The organism is Microbacterium sp. 18062, assembly GCF_902706225.1.
Classification (GTDB): Bacteria; Actinomycetota; Actinomycetes; order Actinomycetales; family Microbacteriaceae; genus Microbacterium.
The window spans coordinates 1-18,077 of record NZ_CACSKB010000065.1 but is presented as its reverse complement, the minus strand read 5'-3'; the positions used below and the strand labels follow the sequence as shown (position 1 = coordinate 18,077).

Annotated in this window: 18 protein-coding genes; 10 read left to right on the top strand and 8 right to left on the bottom strand. The window is 71.9% G+C overall.

The annotated features are described in order from the left end of the window. Nucleotides 1-105: 105 nt before the first annotated feature. Nucleotides 106-1,026 (bottom strand): serine hydrolase, encoded by a 921-nt coding sequence (locus GVL03_RS17210; protein ID WP_200847222.1) that lies wholly within the window; start codon nucleotides 1,024-1,026, stop codon nucleotides 106-108. 77 nt (nucleotides 1,027-1,103) lie between these two features. After that, nucleotides 1,104-3,068, bottom strand: a complete 1,965-nt coding sequence (locus GVL03_RS17205; RefSeq protein ID WP_159502238.1) for a M13 family metallopeptidase — start codon at nucleotides 3,066-3,068, stop codon at nucleotides 1,104-1,106. Between the two features lie 230 nt (nucleotides 3,069-3,298). On the opposite strand from GVL03_RS17205, the gene GVL03_RS17200 reads away from it, so the two are divergent. Further along, nucleotides 3,299-4,624: an MATE family efflux transporter gene (locus tag GVL03_RS17200; RefSeq protein ID WP_159502237.1), complete on the top strand. Its 1,326-nt coding sequence runs from the start codon at nucleotides 3,299-3,301 to the stop codon at nucleotides 4,622-4,624. A gap of 123 nt (nucleotides 4,625-4,747) precedes the next feature. Next, on the top strand, nucleotides 4,748-4,993 hold the full coding sequence (locus tag GVL03_RS17195) for a hypothetical protein (protein WP_200847221.1): 246 nt from the start codon (nucleotides 4,748-4,750) through the stop codon (nucleotides 4,991-4,993). 217 nt (nucleotides 4,994-5,210) lie between these two features. Here the strand turns inward: GVL03_RS17195 and GVL03_RS17190 are convergent, their stop codons facing one another. Continuing rightward, complete coding sequence (locus tag GVL03_RS17190; RefSeq protein ID WP_159502235.1) at nucleotides 5,211-6,659, bottom strand: PLP-dependent aminotransferase family protein; 1,449 nt, start codon at nucleotides 6,657-6,659, stop codon at nucleotides 5,211-5,213. A 57-nt stretch (nucleotides 6,660-6,716) separates the two neighbouring features. Here GVL03_RS17190 and GVL03_RS17185 point away from each other — a divergent pair, with 57 nt between their 5' ends. Next, nucleotides 6,717-7,418 (top strand): pyridoxamine 5'-phosphate oxidase family protein, encoded by a 702-nt coding sequence (locus GVL03_RS17185; RefSeq protein ID WP_159502234.1) that lies wholly within the window; start codon nucleotides 6,717-6,719, stop codon nucleotides 7,416-7,418. 70 nt (nucleotides 7,419-7,488) lie between these two features. Here GVL03_RS17185 and GVL03_RS17180 read toward each other — a convergent pair whose 3' ends face one another. Next, entirely contained in the window at nucleotides 7,489-8,079 is a 591-nt protein-coding gene (locus tag GVL03_RS17180) for a TrmH family RNA methyltransferase (protein WP_159502241.1), read from the bottom strand. 285 nt (nucleotides 8,080-8,364) lie between these two features. On the opposite strand from GVL03_RS17180, the gene GVL03_RS17175 reads away from it, so the two are divergent. Beyond that, nucleotides 8,365-9,699 carry an Nramp family divalent metal transporter gene (locus GVL03_RS17175; protein WP_159502233.1) on the top strand — a complete coding sequence of 445 codons (1,335 nt, stop codon included), beginning with the start codon at nucleotides 8,365-8,367 and terminating at the stop codon, nucleotides 9,697-9,699. Nucleotides 9,700-9,708: 9 nt separating this feature from the next. Then, nucleotides 9,709-10,359 carry a metal-dependent transcriptional regulator gene (locus GVL03_RS17170; protein ID WP_159502232.1) on the top strand — a complete coding sequence of 217 codons (651 nt, stop codon included), beginning with the start codon at nucleotides 9,709-9,711 and terminating at the stop codon, nucleotides 10,357-10,359. Between the two features lie 47 nt (nucleotides 10,360-10,406). Here the strand turns inward: GVL03_RS17170 and GVL03_RS17165 are convergent, their stop codons facing one another. Beyond that, nucleotides 10,407-11,360 carry an SDR family NAD(P)-dependent oxidoreductase gene (locus GVL03_RS17165; RefSeq protein ID WP_159502231.1) on the bottom strand — a complete coding sequence of 318 codons (954 nt, stop codon included), beginning with the start codon at nucleotides 11,358-11,360 and terminating at the stop codon, nucleotides 10,407-10,409. 147 nt (nucleotides 11,361-11,507) lie between these two features. Here GVL03_RS17165 and GVL03_RS17160 point away from each other — a divergent pair, with 147 nt between their 5' ends. Beyond that, complete coding sequence (locus tag GVL03_RS17160; protein WP_159502230.1) at nucleotides 11,508-12,317, top strand: HAD-IIA family hydrolase; 810 nt, start codon at nucleotides 11,508-11,510, stop codon at nucleotides 12,315-12,317. Nucleotides 12,318-12,767: 450 nt separating this feature from the next. On the opposite strand, the gene pyrE is transcribed toward GVL03_RS17160, so the two are convergent. Together pyrE and GVL03_RS17150 are read right to left on the bottom strand one after the other, a co-directional pair. Further along, nucleotides 12,768-13,346: an orotate phosphoribosyltransferase gene (pyrE, locus tag GVL03_RS17155; protein WP_159502229.1), complete on the bottom strand. Its 579-nt coding sequence runs from the start codon at nucleotides 13,344-13,346 to the stop codon at nucleotides 12,768-12,770. Nucleotides 13,347-13,356: 10 nt separating this feature from the next. After that, entirely contained in the window at nucleotides 13,357-13,806 is a 450-nt protein-coding gene (locus GVL03_RS17150; protein ID WP_235038215.1) for a hypothetical protein, read from the bottom strand. A gap of 117 nt (nucleotides 13,807-13,923) precedes the next feature. Between GVL03_RS17150 and GVL03_RS17145 the strand changes: the two genes are divergently transcribed. After that, nucleotides 13,924-14,769, top strand: a complete 846-nt coding sequence (locus GVL03_RS17145) for an exodeoxyribonuclease III (RefSeq protein ID WP_159502228.1) — start codon at nucleotides 13,924-13,926, stop codon at nucleotides 14,767-14,769. Nucleotides 14,770-14,932: 163 nt separating this feature from the next. Here GVL03_RS17145 and GVL03_RS17140 read toward each other — a convergent pair whose 3' ends face one another. Next, nucleotides 14,933-15,487, bottom strand: a complete 555-nt coding sequence (locus tag GVL03_RS17140; protein WP_159502227.1) for an NADPH-dependent FMN reductase — start codon at nucleotides 15,485-15,487, stop codon at nucleotides 14,933-14,935. Nucleotides 15,488-15,649: 162 nt separating this feature from the next. On the opposite strand from GVL03_RS17140, the gene GVL03_RS17135 reads away from it, so the two are divergent. Genes GVL03_RS17135 through GVL03_RS17125 form a run of 3 tightly spaced genes read left to right on the top strand, consistent with a single transcriptional unit; the run spans nucleotide 15,650 to nucleotide 17,930 of the window. Further along, on the top strand, nucleotides 15,650-16,885 hold the full coding sequence (locus GVL03_RS17135; RefSeq protein WP_159502226.1) for a sensor histidine kinase: 1,236 nt from the start codon (nucleotides 15,650-15,652) through the stop codon (nucleotides 16,883-16,885). Then, nucleotides 16,882-17,061, top strand: coding sequence for a hypothetical protein (locus GVL03_RS17130; protein ID WP_159502225.1), 180 nt, complete (start codon nucleotides 16,882-16,884; stop codon nucleotides 17,059-17,061). Before GVL03_RS17135 ends, GVL03_RS17130 begins: the two co-directional genes overlap by 4 nt. Beyond that, nucleotides 17,058-17,930, top strand: a complete 873-nt coding sequence (locus GVL03_RS17125; protein ID WP_159502224.1) for a response regulator transcription factor — start codon at nucleotides 17,058-17,060, stop codon at nucleotides 17,928-17,930. The genes GVL03_RS17130 and GVL03_RS17125 overlap by 4 nt, the downstream gene beginning before the upstream one ends. Nucleotides 17,931-18,077: the final 147 nt, after the last annotated feature.

The window sequence follows — 18,077 nt, the reverse complement described above, 5'->3', positions numbered from 1 at the left end:
GGTGAGGGCCGGGGTGGCTCGTGCGTGGGACCGCGACCTGTCCGGAGCAGGAGCACCGCCCCCTTCCGCTCCTCGCTCAGGGACCGAGAACGAACGGTTCCCGCATCAGAACACGTACTCCATGAGCTCCACGCCGAGCACGCGGAAGGCATCGTGCGCGCGGAGCCGGTGGGCGATCGACAGGTCGTCGAAGCAGACGAAGACGGCGTAGGCCACACCCGCGCGCGGACCGGCGAGCACGCCCGCCTCGGTGCGGATCCCAGCGCCGCGGCCGGTCTTGTTGATGAAGAGCAGACCGTGCTCGTCGTTGTCGTGCGCGAACGGGTCGAGGCCGGTCGCCGAGGCGACGAGCGAGAGATCGTGGTCGTGGCTGAGCCACTCGGCGACCTGCGCGCTGACGCCCGCGCTGACCGCGGTCGAGTTCACGAGCGCGGCGAACAGTTCCGCGTACTCGCGCGCCGAGCCGAGGGCCACGTGCGGCGCGTCGTCGGGTCCGCGACTGTCGCGGAAACTGTCCATCAGCGCGGAGCGCGTGAGACCCAGCTGCTCGGCCCGCCTGCGCACCGCGGGAAGGCCCACCTTCGCCAGCAGCGCGTTCGCGGCGAGCGCGTCGCCGGCGGATGCGGCGAGCACGGCGACGTCGACCAGCGGCAGCGCCGGCGCCTTCAGGTGCTGCCACAGCCCCGCGACCGCCACCGGCTCGAGACCGGCGCGGTCGACGATCTCGAGCGGGTCGAGGGTCCCCGCCTCGAACTGCGCCGCCGTCTCGATGAGCAGGGGCACGACTCCGAGGCCGGCGATCGGCAGGCTCCGGAAGTCGTCGCCGACGAGCACGGAGTCGCCGAGATCCAGATCGTCGATGCGCACCGACACCTGTGCGCCCGAGGCGGCGAGCGCGTCGAGCGCCTTCAGCGTCGACGTGAACGAGCGTCGCCCGGCAGCGGCGCGACGCGGGATCCGTTTCGCCCCCCGCCTCGAGCCACGGGCGGCGTCCGTCCCGCGGGGGGATTCCGGTGGCGTGGCCACGGTCGGGGGTCCTTCCTCTGACGGATGCGTCGGCTCCGGCACCCGGACGACGGTAGTCCGCCGCCCCCACGAAAGGGTTACCAGATGGTGACGCGCTTGTCCTCGTCGAGCCACAGAGCGTCCGACTCGGTGACCTGGAACGCCTCGTAGAAGGCGTCGATGTTGCGCACGATCTGGTTGCACCGGAACTCATTGGGCGAGTGCGGGTCGATCGTGAGGAGCCGGATCGTCTCCGCGTCCCGGCCCTTCTGCTGCCAGATCTGGGCCCAGCTGAGCAGCAGCCGCTGGATGCCGGTGCGACCGTCGATCTCGGGGGCGTCCTGACCGCCGAGCGACAGTCGGTAGGCGCGGATGGCGATGCCCAGCCCACCGAGATCGCCGATGTTCTCCCCGATCGTGAGGGCGCCGTTGACGTGGTGCTCGTCGGCGAGTCCCTGCGGGACCAGCGCGTCGTACTGCGCGATCAGGCTCGCGGTGCGCTCCTCGAACGCGGCGCGGTCCGCATCCGTCCACCAGTCGCGCAGCGACCCGTCGCCGTCGAAGCGACTGCCCTGGTCGTCGAAGCCGTGGCCGATCTCATGGCCGATCACCGCGCCGATGCCGCCGTAGTTGGCCGCCGCATCGCGTTCCGCGTCGAAGAACGGGTACTGCAGGATGGCCGCAGGGAACACGATCTCGTTCATCAGCGGGTTGTAGTACGCGTTGACCGTCTGCGGCGTCATGTACCACTCGTCGCGGTCGATCGGACGGCCGACCTTGCCGAGCTGACGGTCGTGCTCGTGAACGTGCGCCCGCCGCACGTTGCCGACGAGGTCGGCGGCGTCGAGCTCGAGCCCCGTGTAGTCCTTCCACCGCACCGGGTAGCCGATCTTCGGCGTGAAGGCGTCGAGCTTCGCGAGCGCGCGCTCGCGGGTCTCCGGGCTCATCCACTCGAGCGATGAGATCGACTCGCGGTATGCCTCGATGAGGTTCGCGACCAGCTCGTCCATGGCGTCCTTGGCCGCCGGCGGGAAGTGCCGCTCGACGTACACCTTGCCGACCGCCTCGCCGAGCGCGGCCTCGACCAGGCTGACGCCGCGCTTCCAGCGCTCGCGGTTGACCGGCACGCCGGTGAGCTGAGTGCCGTAGAACGAGAAGTTCTCCTCGACGAACGCGTCGGAGAGGAACGCTGCCCCGGAGTGCACGATCTTGAAGCGCAGCCACGCCTTCCAGTCCTCGATCCGGTCCTCGACGAGCAGCCCGCCGAGTCCCTCGAGGAAGCTCGGCTGCGACACGACGACCTCGGCGAAGGCGTCCGGATGCTGCGGCGCCACGCCGTCCAGCCACGGCTGGAGGTCCACGCCGACGAGCGCGACCGCCTCGTCCCAGCTCTTCAGGTTGTAGGTGGCGACCGCGTCACGGCTCTTGACGTTGTCCCAGTGGTACCCGGCGAGCTCGGTCTCGAGCGCGACGATGCGGTCTGCGGCGGCATCGGCATCCGCCACGCCGGCGAGCGCGAGGATCCGCTCGATGTGCCCGCGGAAGGCCGTCCGCGTCTCCTCGAACGCATCGAGGCGGTAGTAGCTCTCGTCGGGCAGGGAGATGCCGGACTGGATGAAGAACGGGACGTAGCGCTGAGGGTTTCCGGGATCGGGCTCGACGTAGAGGTCGACGATCCCGCCGACGCCGTCGCGCTCGAGCTCGCCCACCAGGCGCAGGAACGAGGACAGGTCCGAGACGCCGTCCACGCGGTCGAGCTGTGCGCGCAGGGGTGCTCCGCCCAGCTCCTCGATCAGTTCGGTGTCGAGGAAGCTGGCGAACAGATCGCCGATCTTGCGGGTCTCGGTGCCCGGCTCCGCGCCCCGGGACTCCTCGATGATCGCGCGGACGTCCTTCTCGGCCTGCTCGGCGAGGAGGTGGAACGAGCCCCACCGCGCCTTGTCCTCAGGGATCTCCGTGCGGTCGATCCACTCGCCGTTGACGTAGCGGAAGAGGTCGTCCTGGGGACGGATCTCAGCACTCAGCTCCTCGAGCGCGAGACCGGAGCGGGGGGAATCGGTCATGGCGAACAGGATATGCCTCGCTTCTGTGTGCCCGCTCCAGCGAGCCGCGGGCGGGTCCGGGTCCGGGTCCCGGGCGGGCGTCCCGGCCGCGAGACTGCATGCGGGCGCCGAGACCGTGGGATAACCCCGCTGTCTCGGCGCCCCGCTGCAGTCTCGCGGTGAACCGGCAGGCCCGCGGCAGAACCGGGGGCAGCACGGGCGACGTCGGAGCGGGTCAATAGGCTCGGGGAGTGGCTGCGGCTCCTCCGACCCTCAACAGGCAGATCCTGACGCTCGCCGTGCCCGCGCTCGGCGCGCTCGTCGCCGAGCCGCTGTTCCTCATCGTCGACGCCGCGCTCATCGGTCACCTCGGGGTGGTGCCGCTCGCGGCGCTCGGCATCGCGGGCGCCGTGCTGCAGACGATCGTGGGCCTCATGGTGTTCCTCGCCTACTCCACGACGCCCGCGGTCGCCCGCCGCCTGGGTGCGGGGCAGCACGGCAGCGCCGTCTCCGCGGGGATCGACGGGATGTGGCTGGCCCTCGGTCTCGGGTTCCTCCTCGCCGTCACCGGCTACCTCTCGACGCCGACGCTCGTGGGGCTCTTCGGCGCCGCACCCGACGTGGCCGCCAATGCCGAGACGTACCTCGGCATCTCGATGTGGGGCCTTCCGGCCATGCTGATCGTCTTCGCGGCGACCGGCCTGCTGCGCGGCATGCAGGACACCGTCACCCCGCTCTGGATCGCCGGGGTCGGGTTCACTGCGAACGCCCTCCTCAACCTCCTGTTCATCTACGGGTTCGGCTGGGGCATCGCGGGCTCGGCGATCGGCACGGTCCTCGCGCAATGGGGCATGGTCGCCGCCTACGTCGCGGTGGTCGCGAGGCTCGCACGGCGGCACGCCGCATCCGCGCGCCTGCGTCGCGACACCGTGTCGACCTCCGCTCGGGCCGGGGGATGGATGTTCCTGCGGACCCTCTCGCTGCGCGCGGCCCTGCTCGCCACCGTCGCCGTCGCGACCGCGCTCGGCACCGAGGAGCTGGCCGGATGGCAGGTCGCCTTCACTCTCTTCTCCACCGCGGCCTTCGCCCTCGATGCCCTCGCTATCGCGGCGCAGGCGCTGGTGGGCAGAAGCCTCGGCGCCGGCGACACCACCCTCGTGCGCCGGGTGCTCGGCCGCACGGTCGCGTGGGGCGTCTGGTTCGGGGTGCTGGTGGGAGCGCTCATCGGCGGTTTCTCGGGCGTGCTCGGCCTCGTCTTCACCTCGGATGCGGCGATCGCCGCGCTGATCCAGCCCGCCCTGATCGTGCTCGCCGTCGCACAGCCGGTCTGCGGCGTCGTCTTCGTGCTGGACGGCGTGCTGATCGGCGCCGGCGACGGCAGATACCTCGCGCTCGCCGGCGTCGCGAACCTCGTGCCGTTCGTGCCGGCCCTGCTGATCCTGGCGTGGCTCGGGACCGCGGGAGCCGCCGGGCTCGCCTGGCTCGCGGTCGCGTTCTTCGGCGTCTACATGCTCGCGCGACTGCTCACCCTCGGATGGCGGGTGCGCGGCGAGCGCTGGATGGTCGCAGGGGTCTGAGGTCGTCTCCTCCCCAGGTGTCCAGCCGCACGGAACCATCCCCACACCCGGAGCACGCCGCATCCGCCGCTGCCTGCTCTGGCATCCTGCTGCAGGTCCGGTGACAATGGAGGGGTGCTGACCATGACGGAACCACAGGTGTGGACGCTCATCGCGGTCTTCGCGACGCTCATGTTCGGCATGCTCACGGTCGTCTCCACGCTGTTCGTGCGCGTCGTGCGCGCGGAGATCGGTTCCGTGCGCTCGGAGATCCGCGGCGGCCTCGACAACGTCAACACCCGGATCGACAACGTCAACGCCCGGATCGACAGCCTCGACCGTGACGTGCAGGCGCTCGTCAAGCACACGTTCGGCATCGATCGCTCCTGACCCGAAAGTCTCGCCGCCCCGGTTCTGTTGAACAGGCGCATTGCCTGAACTTTCCCCACCCCACGGAGCGCCCCGCCAGGGGCGCGGAGAAGCTGAAGCGAAAGTCTCCCACTTCGGTCCCGGAGCGAGGAGCGAAGCTCCGAGACGAAAGACAGCGACCGGGCTCTCGTCACCTCGCGGAGCGCCCGGAAAGGACCATGGCGCTGACGGCGCGCACTCATCGCGCCGCGCCTCCGAGCTGCTCCAACAGCGCGTCGAGCACCCTGTCCAGCTCCGCCGGGGAGGGCGCGCCGTAACCGAGCACGACGCCGTTGAGCGTCGCCGCGCGATGCGGATCGACCGCATACCGGGACAGCTCGGCGACGCGGATGCCGCGCTCCGCGAGCAGGGCGACGACATCCGCGGCCGTCGGCGACCCCAGAACAGCCGCTGGAATACCCGCTGAAACAGCGGCCGGAACACCCGCCGGTGCCGCCGGCCAGGTGACCACGACGTGGAGACCTCCGCTCAACGCCGCCACCCGAATCCCGGGGACCGCGGCGAGACGTGTGGCGATCCGCTCCCGCTTGTGCGCGTAGTCGCGCCGCACCCGCCCGAGATGCCGCCGGAGCGCGCCCGTGCGCAACAGGTGTGCGAGTGCCTCCTGCGCGGGCTCGGCGACGACCGGTCCACGGGCGCGGCGGGCCTCGATGATCGCCGCGGCGATCCCGGGACGGGCGCCCGATGCGGCGGGGAGCACCGCGTACGCGCACCGCAGCCGCGGGTCGAGGATCTTCGAGAATCCGCCGAGGTGCACGACGACGCCCTCGGCATCGAGTGCGGCGAGCGCGGGCATCGGCGATCCGCGATGGCGGAACTCGCTGTCGTAGTCATCCTCGACGACCACGACGCCCGCACGCGCCGCCCACACGAGCAGCTCGCGCCGCCGGGCGACCGGCATCACGACTCCGAGCGGGTACTGGTGGGTAGGTGTGACCACGACGGCATCGACCTCGGCGCCCTCGCGCAGGGCCGTCAGATCGAGGCCCTCGGGTCCGACCGGCACGGGCACGAGCTCGCCGCCGGAGCTCGTCATCGCCCTGCGGCCGCCGCGGTAGCCGGGATCCTCCACCGCGATCCGCGGCGCGCGCCCCGCTCGGGTGCGCAGCGCCTCGGTCACGAGCGACAGCCCCTCCGAGGTGCCCGCCGTGACGAGGATCCGCTCGGGTCCGGGGGCGAAGCCGCGGCTGAGCGCCAGTTGCGCGGCGAGCTGCTCGCGCAACGACCGCGACCCCTCGGCATCCGAGGTCTCGTTCCGAAGCGGAAGATCCGCCGCCGCGCGCCACGCGGCACGCCAATCGCGCGGGCTGATCGTTGTGACCGCGGGGATGCCGGGTGTCGCGTCGATGAGCACCCGCGGCGCGGGCGGATGGCCCCGGTCTCGCGCGGGCGGCGTCCGGACCGGGGCCGCCGCCGCCGCGACGACGCGCGCCACGGCGCCGTGGCGCGTGCGGATGTATCCCTCGCCGTCAAGCTGCTCGTAAGCGGCGACGACGGTGCCCCGGGCGACACCGAGCTCGACGGCGAGGGCCCGGGTCGAGGGGAGCGGATCGCCCTCCCGCAGGGTCCCGGTGTGGATCAGCTCCCGGATGCGGGCGGTCACGGTCGCCGGCTTCGACTGGTCCATCGTTCTTCTCCCGATGTGGTCTGGTTGTCGGTCCAGTCTCGCCTCTATCGTCGCTCCATGACGACTCCGCCGACCCCGTCCCTCACCGTCCGACGCCTGCGCGATCGCCAATCGCACGACCCCGCCGTGCTCCGCGAGATCCTCGACGCGGGCTTCGTCGCGCACGTGGGGTTCGTCCGCGACGGGTTCCCGATCGTTCTGCCGTACCTCTACGGCATCGGCGACCTCGGCGACGGTCCCGTGATGCTGCTGCACGGCTCGACCGGCGGCGGACTGTTCCTCGATGCGGGCCCCGCGGGCGTGCCGGCATCGGCCACCGTCACGCACCTGGACGGGATCGTGTTCGCCGACTCGACCTTCGACAGCTCCGCCAACTACCGCAGCGCCATGGTCTTCGGCCACGTGACGGTGGTGCCGGAGCACCTGCGGCGCACGGCGCTCTGGCAGGTCTCCGACCACCTCATGCCGGGGCGCCGCGCGGAGGTGAGGGAGATGACGGCGAAGGAGGTGCGCGCGACCCAGGTTCTGCAGCTGCCGCTCGACCACGCGAGCGTCAAGACACGGTTCGCCGGCACGGGTGCTCCGGGCACCGAGGACGCCTGGACCGGCGTGCTTCCGCTCGCCGTGCGCGCCGGAGCGCCGCTCGCGACTGCGGGCGGGCCAGAGGTGCCCGATCCCTCGGTCGCGGCGATCGCCGACCGGCTCGAGCACGAAGCCGAGGCGCACCGGCGGCGACTCGCGACGACCACGGCGCCCTGAGGCTCGCCGCGTCCCGCGGTTCGCCGGGATCACTCAGCGCGGCGGCCGTCGCCGGGATCGCTCAACGGCATCACGCCCAGCGGCGGCACCACTCGTACATGACGACGGCGGCGGCAGCGGCGGCGTTGATCGAGCGCGTCGAGCCGTACTGGGCGATCTCGACGACCCCGGATGCGGCGGCGAGCATCTCGGGCGACAGCCCCGGCCCCTCCTGCCCGAACACGAGCACGCACCGCTCGGGAAGGCCTGCCCGGTGGACAGGGACGGAGCCTGCGACGTTGTCGACCGCGACGACCGGCATCCGCTCGCTCTCGGCCCACGCGGCGAAGGCGGCGACGTCCTCGTGATGGAGCACGTGCTGATAGCGGTCGGTCACCATGGCGCCCCGTCGGTTCCAGCGACGACGGCCGATGATGTGCACGGCGGCGGCTCCGAACGCGTTGGCGCTGCGCACGATCGAGCCGATGTTCATGTCGTGCTGCCAGTTCTCGATGGCCACGTGGAACGGATGCCGATGCGCGTCGAGATCGGCGACGATGTGCTCCATCCGCCAGTACCGGTACGCGTCCACGACGTTGCGGGTGTCGCCCTCCGCGAGCAGCACGGGATCGTACCGAGGATCGTCGGGCCACGCGTCCGGGCCGCCCGGCCACGGGCCCACGCCGTGCGCGGGCGCGGCGTCGGCACCCGCGAGATCCGCGTCGGGGTCGGCCTCAGACGGCGCCGACGGTCCGGAGCGCCCCTCGTCGGCATCGACGAACGGCTGTCGTCCCTGATCGTCGGTCCCGCTCACCGGCCCAGCGTAGCCGCGTACCGGCCGCCGTCCGCACACGGCGGCGCCCGTGCCTCGTGCGCCCGCCCGAGGGGCGGGATCCGCCCCTCACGACACCCTTGCCCTCCGCTGTCCAATATTTCGGTGTGCCGAAAAATGCGCTACGTTTTCGGTATGCCGAAAACAGCGCCGCCCACCTCGCTGCCCTCCGCTGCGACGCCCGCGCCCCGGGCGGGTCGCCGCCTGATCTGGCTGCTCGGACCCGCCCTCGTCGCCGGCGTCGCCTACCTCGACCCGGGCAACGTCGCGGCGAACATGACCGCCGGCGCGGCCTTCGGATACCTGCTCGTCTGGGTCGTGGTGCTGGGCAACCTCATGGCCTGGCTCATCCAGTACCTCTCCGCCAAGCTCGGGATCGTCACCGGCCGGAGCCTCCCCGAGGTGCTGGGCGACCGCATCCGCAGCCGGTGGGGCCGCCGCGCGTACTGGCTGCAGGCCGAGCTCGTCGCGATGGCCACCGACGTCGCCGAGGTGATCGGCGGCGCCGTCGCCCTCAACCTGCTGTTCGGCATCCCGCTGCTGTGGGGAGGTGTGATCACCGGCGTCGTGTCGATGATCGTGCTGAGCGTCCAGACCCGGCGCGGGGCGCGCGCGTTCGAGACCGTCGTGATCACGATGCTCATCGTCATCGTGATCGGCTTCTGCGCGGGCATCGTCGCCTCGCCCCCGGATGCGGCCGCCACCGTCGGCGGTCTCGTGCCGCAGTTCGCCGGCACCGAGTCGGTGCTGCTGGCCGCATCCATCCTCGGCGCCACCGTCATGCCGCACGCGATCTACGCCCACTCGTCGCTCGTGCGCGATCGGTTCCCCCTCCCGGCGTCCGGTCCCGCGGAGGCGGTCCCCGCCTCCGCATCGGCTCCCGAGGCCTCCCCCGCCCCGACTGCCACCGACGGCCGGGAGCGACGGCTTCTGCGTGCCACCCGCTGGGACGTCACGATCGCGCTCCTCATCGCCGGATCGGTGAACCTCGTCATGCTGCTGCTGGCCGCGTCGAGCCTCGCCGGCGTGCCGGGAACCGACAGCCTCGAGGGGGCCTACGCGGCCCTCCACGACGGGCTCGGCCCGGTCATCGCCACGCTCTTCGCCGTCGGACTGCTCGCCAGCGGACTCGCCTCGACGTCGGTCGGCGCCTACGCCGGGTCGGAGATCATGAGCGGACTGCTCCGCATCCGTGTGCCTCTGCTGACACGGCGCCTGGTGACTCTCGTCCCGGCACTGGTCATCCTCGGGCTCGGCATCGATCCGACGCTCGCGCTCGTGCTCAGCCAGGTCGTGCTGTCGTTCGGCATCCCGTTCGCGTTGGTTCCGCTGGTCTGGCTGACCGCCCGGCGCGACGTGCTCGGAGCCTTCCGCAACCGGATCCTGACGACGGCGGGCGGCATCGCCGCATCCGTGTTCCTCGTGACCCTCAACGTCGTGCTCATCTGGCTGACCGTTACCGGCGGGTAGCCTGGACGTGTGCCCTCCTCCGCGGCTGTCGACGACTATCTGAAGGTCGTGTACCAGCACACCGAATGGCAGGACGAGCGCATCACGCCGTCGCAGCTCGCGCAGCAGCTGGGGCTCGCGCCGTCGAGCGTCACCGAGATGGTGCAGAAGCTGGCCGCGTCCGGGCTCGTCAGCCACCGCCGCTACGGGCCCATCACCCTGACGGCGCAGGGCCAGGCCCGCGCCGCGGCGATCGTGCGGCGGCACCGGCTCGTCGAGACATGGCTCGTGCGCGAGTACGGCTACACGTGGGACGAGGTGCACGACGAGGCCGAGATCCTCGAGCACGCCCTCAGCGACCGTCTGCTCGACCGCATCGACGAGCGCCTGGGCCGGCCGCGGTTCGACCCGCACGGAGACGCGATCCCGGATGCGGACGGCCGCACCGACCGTGGACCGTTCGTCATGCTCGGCGAGGCGGATCCGGGACACACCGGGAGCGTGCTGCGGGTGAGCGACCGCGATCCGCAGCTGCTGCGCGAGCTCGAGCGCCTGGGTGTCGACGTCGGCCGGACGGCGACGGTCGTCGACACCGCGCCGCCCGCGCTGGTCGTGCGCTTCGACGCCGACCCCGTGCCGCTGCCGCGCGAGGCGCACGACGCGATCTGGCTCTCCGCCTGAGCTCCGCGGCGGCGTCCCCGAGCTCAGCGGTCGGATCCGGACCCGGCTCAGCGGCGGGCGGCCTCGAAGGGCCAGCGCAGGCGGGTCGCGTTCTCGCACGCGATCCAGACGCGCTCCGCGACCGCCGGGTCACGGATGAGCCTTGCCGGCTTCGCCTGCCGCGGCGATCCCTTCACGACGAGACTCGGCCCCCACAGCTGACCGCCCTCGACCGAGGGGTCGACGAGGGCGCGCACGAGCGGCCACGCGCCGTGCTCCTTCGACTGGGTGATCGGCGCCTGCAGATTGTCGGCGAAGCGGCCGAGCCGCGAGGGCTCGTTGACGCCGCGGATGCCGCGGGTCCGACCGCTCGTCGAGTAGCCGGGGTGCGCGACCACGCTCGTCACCGGAACGCGGCTCTCGCGCAGCCGGCGGTCGGCCTCGAGGCCGAGCGCCGTCGTGACCACCTTCGACTGCACGTACGCGCGCCAGGCCGAATAGCCCTCCGCCAGCTGCGGATCCACCGGATCGTACGACCACAGCGACGTCGACATGCTGCCGAGCCACACCATCCGCCCCCGCCGCGCGGCGAGGGTCGACAGCAGGGCCCCGGCGAGCGCGAAGTGTCCGAGGGCGTTGGTGGCCAGCACGAGCTCGTTGCCGTCGCGGGTCGTCTGGCGCTGCGCCGGCGGGTGCACCACGCCCGCGTTCAGCAGCAGCCCGTCCAGGCGTCCGCGCTGACGCACCGTCGCGGCGGCGGCGCGCACCGAGCCGAGGTTGCTCGTGTCGAGCAGCAGCGTCTCGACGGTGCCGGCCGCATCCGGGACGCCGGCCGTGAGCTCGGCCCGCGCGGCCGCGAGGCGGTTCGGGTTGCGCCCGGTCATGATGACGTGAGCGCCCGCGCGCACGAGCTGATCGCTCGAGAAGAACCCGAGTCCGGCGTTCGAACCCGTCACGAGGTACGTGCGGCCATGGAGGTCCGGCAGATTGCGCGGATCCCAGTCCGCGGCGCTCGCGCTCACGCGTCCGAGACTATCCGCCCGGGCCGCGCGACGCGCCGCGGATGCCGGTCCGGTGGACGGTCGGGTACCGGCCCCGTGAACGACGGCGGGCGCGGCGGATGATCGCCCGGACTCCGGATGCGGCGGCCCGCGCCCTAGGCTGAGGCCATGCGCACGCGCGACGACATCGAGTGCTGGCTCACCGACATGGACGGCGTGCTGGTGCACGAGAACCAGCCGATCCCGGGGGCGGGCGAACTGCTGCAGGAGTGGAAGTCACAGGGGACGCCCTTCCTCGTCCTCACCAACAACTCGATCTTCACTCCCCGCGACCTCAGCGCGCGGCTGCGCACGTCGGGCCTCGTCGTGCCGGAGGAGTCCATCTGGACGTCCGCGCTCGCCACGGCCGAGTTCCTGCGCGGGCAGGCCCCGGGCGGGTCGGCGTTCGTGATCGGCGAGGCGGGGCTCACGACCGCGCTGCACGAGGCGGGGTTCACCCTGACCGAGACCGACCCGGACTACGTCGTGGTCGGCGAGACGCGCAACTACTCGTTCGAGGCGATCACGAAGGCGATTCGCTTCCTCGTGAACGGCGCGCGCTTCATCTCGACGAACCCCGACCCGACCGGCCCCTCGACCGACGGCCTGCTGCCTGCGACGGGGGCGATCACCGCCCTGATCACGAAGGCGACCGGCAAGGAGCCCTACGTCGTCGGCAAGCCCAACCCGATGATGTTCCGTTCCGCGCTCAACCGCATCGGCGCACATTCCGAGACGACCGGCATGATCGGCGACCGCATGGACACCGACATCGTCGCCGGCATCGAGGCGGGCCTGCACACGGTGCTCGTGCTCACCGGGATCAGCGACGAGAACGAGATCGTGCGGTACCCGTTCCGCCCCGACGAGATCCTGGCGTCGGTGGCCGACCTCCTCTCGCCCGAGCCGCTCGACTCCGAGATGCCCGAGGGGCTCTGACCGTGAACGCCGGGGCTGCGGGGGCATGCCGCATCCGCCCGATCGCCCCAGAGGGGATCCGACCGTGGACGACCGCACGCTGATCCTGCTCGTGTCGGCGCTGATCCTGAGCGGCACGCTGGTCGCGTTCCTCGTGCAGTACCTGCGCAGCCGCCGCGATCGCGACGACGACTGACCCGAAAGTCTCCCCGGAGTGGGGAGATTTCGTGTGATGTCTCAGGAGATTGGTGACGGGGAGATTTCGCTTCCTTCGTTGGTCGTCAGCGACCCCGGCCGCTGACCCGAAAGTCTCCCCGCCCCGGTTCTGTTCAACAGGCGCATTGCCTGGACTCTCCCCACCCCACGGAGCGCCCCGCAGGGGCGCTGAGCAGCTGACCCGAAAGTCTCCCCTCTCGGTCCCTGAGCGAGGAGCGAACACCGCACGCCCGCGCTACGGCCGAGCCCGCGCCGCTACTGCGGCTGGAGGCCGAGGTCGTCGAGGTCGACAGCGGCCAGCCACCGGAGGCCCTCCGCCTCGACGGCCGCCTGCGCGCCGGTGCGGCGGTCGACGATCACGGCGACGGCGACCGGCTCGGCGCCTTCGCGGCGGAGCGCTTCGACGGCCTTGAGCGCGGACTGGCCGGTGGTGGAGGTGTCCTCGACGACGACGACGCGCTTGCCCGCGACATCCGCGCCCTCGATCTGGCGCCCGCGGCCGTGGTCCTTGGGCTCCTTGCGCACGACGAACGCATCGAGCGGGGTGCCGGCGTGGACCGACTCGTGCAGCACGGCGTTCGCGATGGGATCGGCGCCGAGCGTCAGGCCTCCGACCGCGAGGACGCGGTCGACGTCGCGGATGAGGTCGAGCATGATGCGTCCGATCGCGGGAGCGGCACGATGATCGAGGGTGAGCCTGCGCATGTCGACGTAGTACGTCGCCTTCTTGCCGCTGGAGAGCGTGAAGTCCCCGTGGAACACGGCCTCGTCCTTGATGAGGGCGATGAGGTCCTGGCGGTCGGCTTCGAGCTCGGGCGTGGATGCGGCGGTCACGGCGTCGAGTCTACGGGCGCGGCGCCGGATGCCGCGGCTCGCGCCCGAGGAACGGCCGCGGCCACGCTCCCAGGGCGAGCACCGCGAGCACGACCTGCACGAGGCCCGCGACGAAGTAGATGCCGTGCAGGGGCGACCAGACGAGCATGATGGCGATCTCGACGAAGATCCAGATCATCATGACCAGGCCCGCCGCGGCATGCAGCCCCCGGGCCAGCGCGAACCGGCACAGCTGCGCGACGAGCGCGAGCACCTGCACGCCGCCGACGACCACGCCGAGGACGATGCCGGGCCAGAAGTAGGAGTCGAACGGCGAGCCCTCGATCCACTCGAGCGGGATCCCCATCCCTCCGCCGACGGTCAGCCCCAGCATCCCGGCGAGCGCCGAGAGCGCGGAGAACCCCGCCACGAGCAGCAGGGAGATACGGAGCCACCGCGGAACGGCCACCATCGTGCCCATGCTCCCGACGCTACGCCCGCGGCCACGCCCGCCGCATCCCGCACGGCCGGGAGAAAGCAGCGAGCGCGACACGATGCCCGGGCGGACGTGTCGGACGGGCGGAATAGGCTGGATGCCATGCGTCTGGCCACCTGGAACGTCAACTCCATCCGCGCGCGCGTCGTCCGCACCGTCGAGTTCGCGGTGCGCGAGAGCATCGACGTCCTGGCGATGCAGGAGATCAAGTGCAAGCCGGAGCAGTTCCCCTACGCGGCCTTCGAGGACGCCGGCTATCACGTGGTCGCGCACGGCCTGAACCAGTGGAACGGCGTCGCGATCGCCAGCCGTGAGCCCATCGACGACGTCGAGCTCGCCTTCCCCGGCATGCCCGGCTTCCAGAAGGGGTACGAGGGCCCGGACGCCCCGCAGGAGGCCCGTGCGATCGGGGCCACCGTCGGCGGCGTCAAGGTGTGGAGCCTGTACGTGCCGAACGGCCGCGGCCTCGACGACCCGCACTACGTCTACAAGCTCGACTGGCTGTCGGCGCTGACGCAGTACACGCGCGAGAGCCTCGCCGCGAACCCCGACCTCGCACTCGCGCTCGTCGGCGACTTCAACATCGCACCGACCGACGCCGACAACGGGGATCCGACCGTCGTCGAGGGCGTCACCACCCACGTGTCGCCCCCTGAGCGGGAGGCGTTCCACGCGCTCGAGGCGGCCGGCGTGCAGGACGTCGTACGTCCGCTCGTGCCGACCGGATACACGTACTGGGACTACAAGCAGCTGCGCTTCCCCCGCAACGAGGGGCTGCGCATCGACTTCGTGCTGGGCTCGCACGCGGTCGCCGAGGCGGTCACGGGAGCGGCGATCCACCGCGACGAGCGCAAGGGCGAGATCCCGAGCGATCACGTGCCGGTCGCCGTCGACCTCGACCTCGCCGGCCCCGAGGACGACGACGACCGACCGATGATCTTCGGCTGAGCCGCCGCACCCGGGCATCCTTCGGAGGGTCCCGGACCCGGTCCGCGGCCGCCGCCGGCTGCACGGCCGCGGACCGGCGATGTGGGGCGGGTCCATAGCCGACGGATGCCGCGCCCGACGCCCGGCTCGGCGCGCGAGCGCGGCATCCGGAGGCGACCGACGATCAGTCGCGGTAGCGGTCGATCAGGCGAGTGAAGGCCGTCAGATAGCCGTTCAGGAACCCGGCCGTCTCGTCGTTCGAGATCTCGCCGTCCTCGCCGAACAGGCCCGGCAGCGACTGGATGAAGCCCTCGGGCTGGCCGAGCGTCGGGGCGTTGAAGTGGCTCAGGATCGTCTTCAGGTGCTGTTGCCCGACCGCCGCCGAGATCGGGCCGCCCGAGGTGCCGATGACGGCGGTCGGCTTGTCGCTGAACGACGCCTGCCCGTAGGGACGCGCCGACCAGTCGAGGGCGTTCTTCAGCACGCCCGGGATCGAGCGGCTGTACTCGGGCGTGACGATGACGACGCCGTCGACATCGCGGATCGCCTGCTTGAAGTCGCGCGCGACCTGCGGAAAATCCGCCTCGAGGTCCTGGGAGTAGAACGGCAGGTCCGCGATCGGGATCTCGACCAGGGTGACCCCCTCGGGAGCGACCTTCGTCAGCGCCTTGGCCAGGCGCCGGTTGATGGACGTGCTCGACAGGCTGCCGACGATGTATCCGATGGTGTACTCGCTCACGAGTGCCCTTCCTCTCCCGTGCCGCGTCCGTCGCGACCCTACGAGGCGAAGCCGCCCCCGCGCCCGATCTATTCCGTCGGATGCACGCATGACGGGATGTGACGGCGACGACTCCGCCGCGCGGGGGATGCCTGCATCCCCCGATCCCCCTACCGTGGATGGATGCTGCCGCTTTCTCCCGCACAACAGCGCGGCGACATCCTGCTCGCCGCGACGATGCTGGTCGGCGCGCTCGTGAGCGCCACGCTGTCGTCGGTGGCCGGCATCTACGGCGGTGAGCAGGCGGGCATGCCGCTCGCCGTCGCCTATGCGTTCGTGCTCGCGGTGCCGCTCGCCTTCCGCCGGCGCTGGCCCGCGACCGTCGCGGTCGTCGTGTCGATCGCGTACTTCGTCGCGGTGACCCTGCACGTTCCCGAGCTCTACGCCGGCAACATCGCCATGTTCATCGCGTTCTACACGGTCGGCGCCTGGTCGACGCATCGCCGGCGAGCGAGGTGGACGCGGGTCGGGATCATCGTCGGCATGTTCGCCTGGCTGCTGATCGCCATGTTCGTCGACGCCACCCAGCCCACCGAGGGCGGACTCTCCCGCGCCGGAGCGTTCTCGCCCTACGTCGCGTACACCCTGCTGATGCTGCTGGTCAACGTGCTGTACTTCGGGGGCGCCTACTACTTCGGCGAGCGCACCTGGACGGCGGCGGAGCAGCGACGGGCCCTCGAGGAACGCACCGCCGAGCTCGAGCGCGAGCGCGAGATCACCGCCGCGCAGGCGGTGACCCTCGAGCGGGTGCGCATCGCCCGTGAGCTGCACGACGTCGTCGCGCACCACGTCTCGCTCATGGGCGTGCAGGCGGGCGTCGCGCGCACGATCATGGCGAAGGACCCGGAGGCGGCGGGCGCGACGCTCGCGCAGATCGAGTCCTCGGCGAGGTCCGCCCTCGCCGAGCTGCGCCACCTCCTCGAGACGCTCCGGACATCGCCGGATGCGGCCGACACCGCGCCGACGACGGTGGGGCTCGACGGTCTCGCCGCTCTGGTTCAGGATGCGGCATCCGCCGGGCTCCCGACCCTCTTCCGCGTGATCGGCACCCCGTATCCGGTGCCCGAGACGGCGCAGGTGAACCTGTTCCGGATCGCCCAGGAGGCACTCACCAATGCGCGCCGGCACGGGGGCCCCGGGGCCACGGCCGACGTGCGCCTGAGGTACGTGGACGAGGCCGTCGAGCTCGAGGTCGCCAACACCGGACGCCTCGTCCGCGACCCGAAGCCCGGCATGGGGCACGTCGGGATGCGCGAGCGCGCCGCGGCATCGGGCGGCACCGTCGAGCTGCTGCCGCTGTCGTCGGGCGGGTTCCTCGTGCGGGCGCGGGTGCCGGTGGGTGTCAGGGCCGAGGCATGAGCGCCCGGGTCGCGCTCGCGCGGAGCGCAGCCGCCTGGGTCGCGCCGGCCCGCGTGAAGACGATCGGCCGAGAAGAGGACGATCGCGGAGGAATCGTCCTCGCCTCGGCCGATTCCCCTCGTCTCGCGCGCTGGACCACCTCGACCGCGGTGCACGAGGAGAGGACGACACGATGACGGAACGCATACGAGTGCTGCTGGTCGACGACCACGCGATGATGCGGGCGGGCTTCCGGATGATCCTCGAGGCGGACGGCTCCTTCGAGGTCGTCGGCGAGGCGGCAACGGGCGCGGAGGCGGTCGCCAGCGCACGGCGGCTGCATCCGGATGTGATCTGCATGGACGTGCAGATGCCCGACATGGACGGACTCGCGGCCACGCGGCGGATCGTCGCGGACCCCGGCACCGGCGGGGCGGTGCTGGTGGTCACCACCTTCGATCGCGACGACTACCTGTTCGCGGCGCTCGAGGCGGGCGCAAGCGGGTTCCTCCTCAAGAACGCAGGCCCCGAGGAGCTCGTCGCCGCCGTGCGGGTGGTCGCCGCGGGCGACGCGCTGCTGGCGCCGGAGGTGACGCGGCGCGTGATCGCGCGCTTCGCCTCCGGTGGCATCGTGCCGGATGGCGCGGCCCCCGCACCCGGCACGGCGGCGGCCGGGAGACCCGCCGCATCGGCCGCGCCGGCGGGACCCGGAGCCGGGACGACGGGGTCCGGAGCCGGACCGGCGGGGTCCGCATCCGGACCGGCGGGGGCCGCATCCGGGACCGCGGTGCCCGGAGCCGGACCGGCGGGACCCGTGTCCGCGCCGGCGGGGTCCGCATCCGGACCGGACACGGGGCACGACTCCGCGGACTGGGCCGGGCTGACGGAGCGGGAGTCCGAGGTGCTGAGGCTCATGGCCGACGCCCTCTCGAACGCCGAGATCGCCGGGCGTCTGTTCATCGGCGAGGCCACCGTCAAGACCCACGTGTCGAACGTGCTGCAGAAGCTCGGTGCCCGGGACCGCGTGCAGGCGGTCGTGCTCGCCCACCGCCGCGGGGTCGCCTGAGCACCGCCCCGCCCGCGTCCGTCCCGCCCGCGTCGGCCCCGCCGAACCCACATCTTCGTGCCGAGCCCACACGTTCTTTGCGGCGTGAACGTATGGGTTCGCGCCGAGAATGTGGGTTCGGCGAACTGAGCGAGGGGGGGAGGGGAG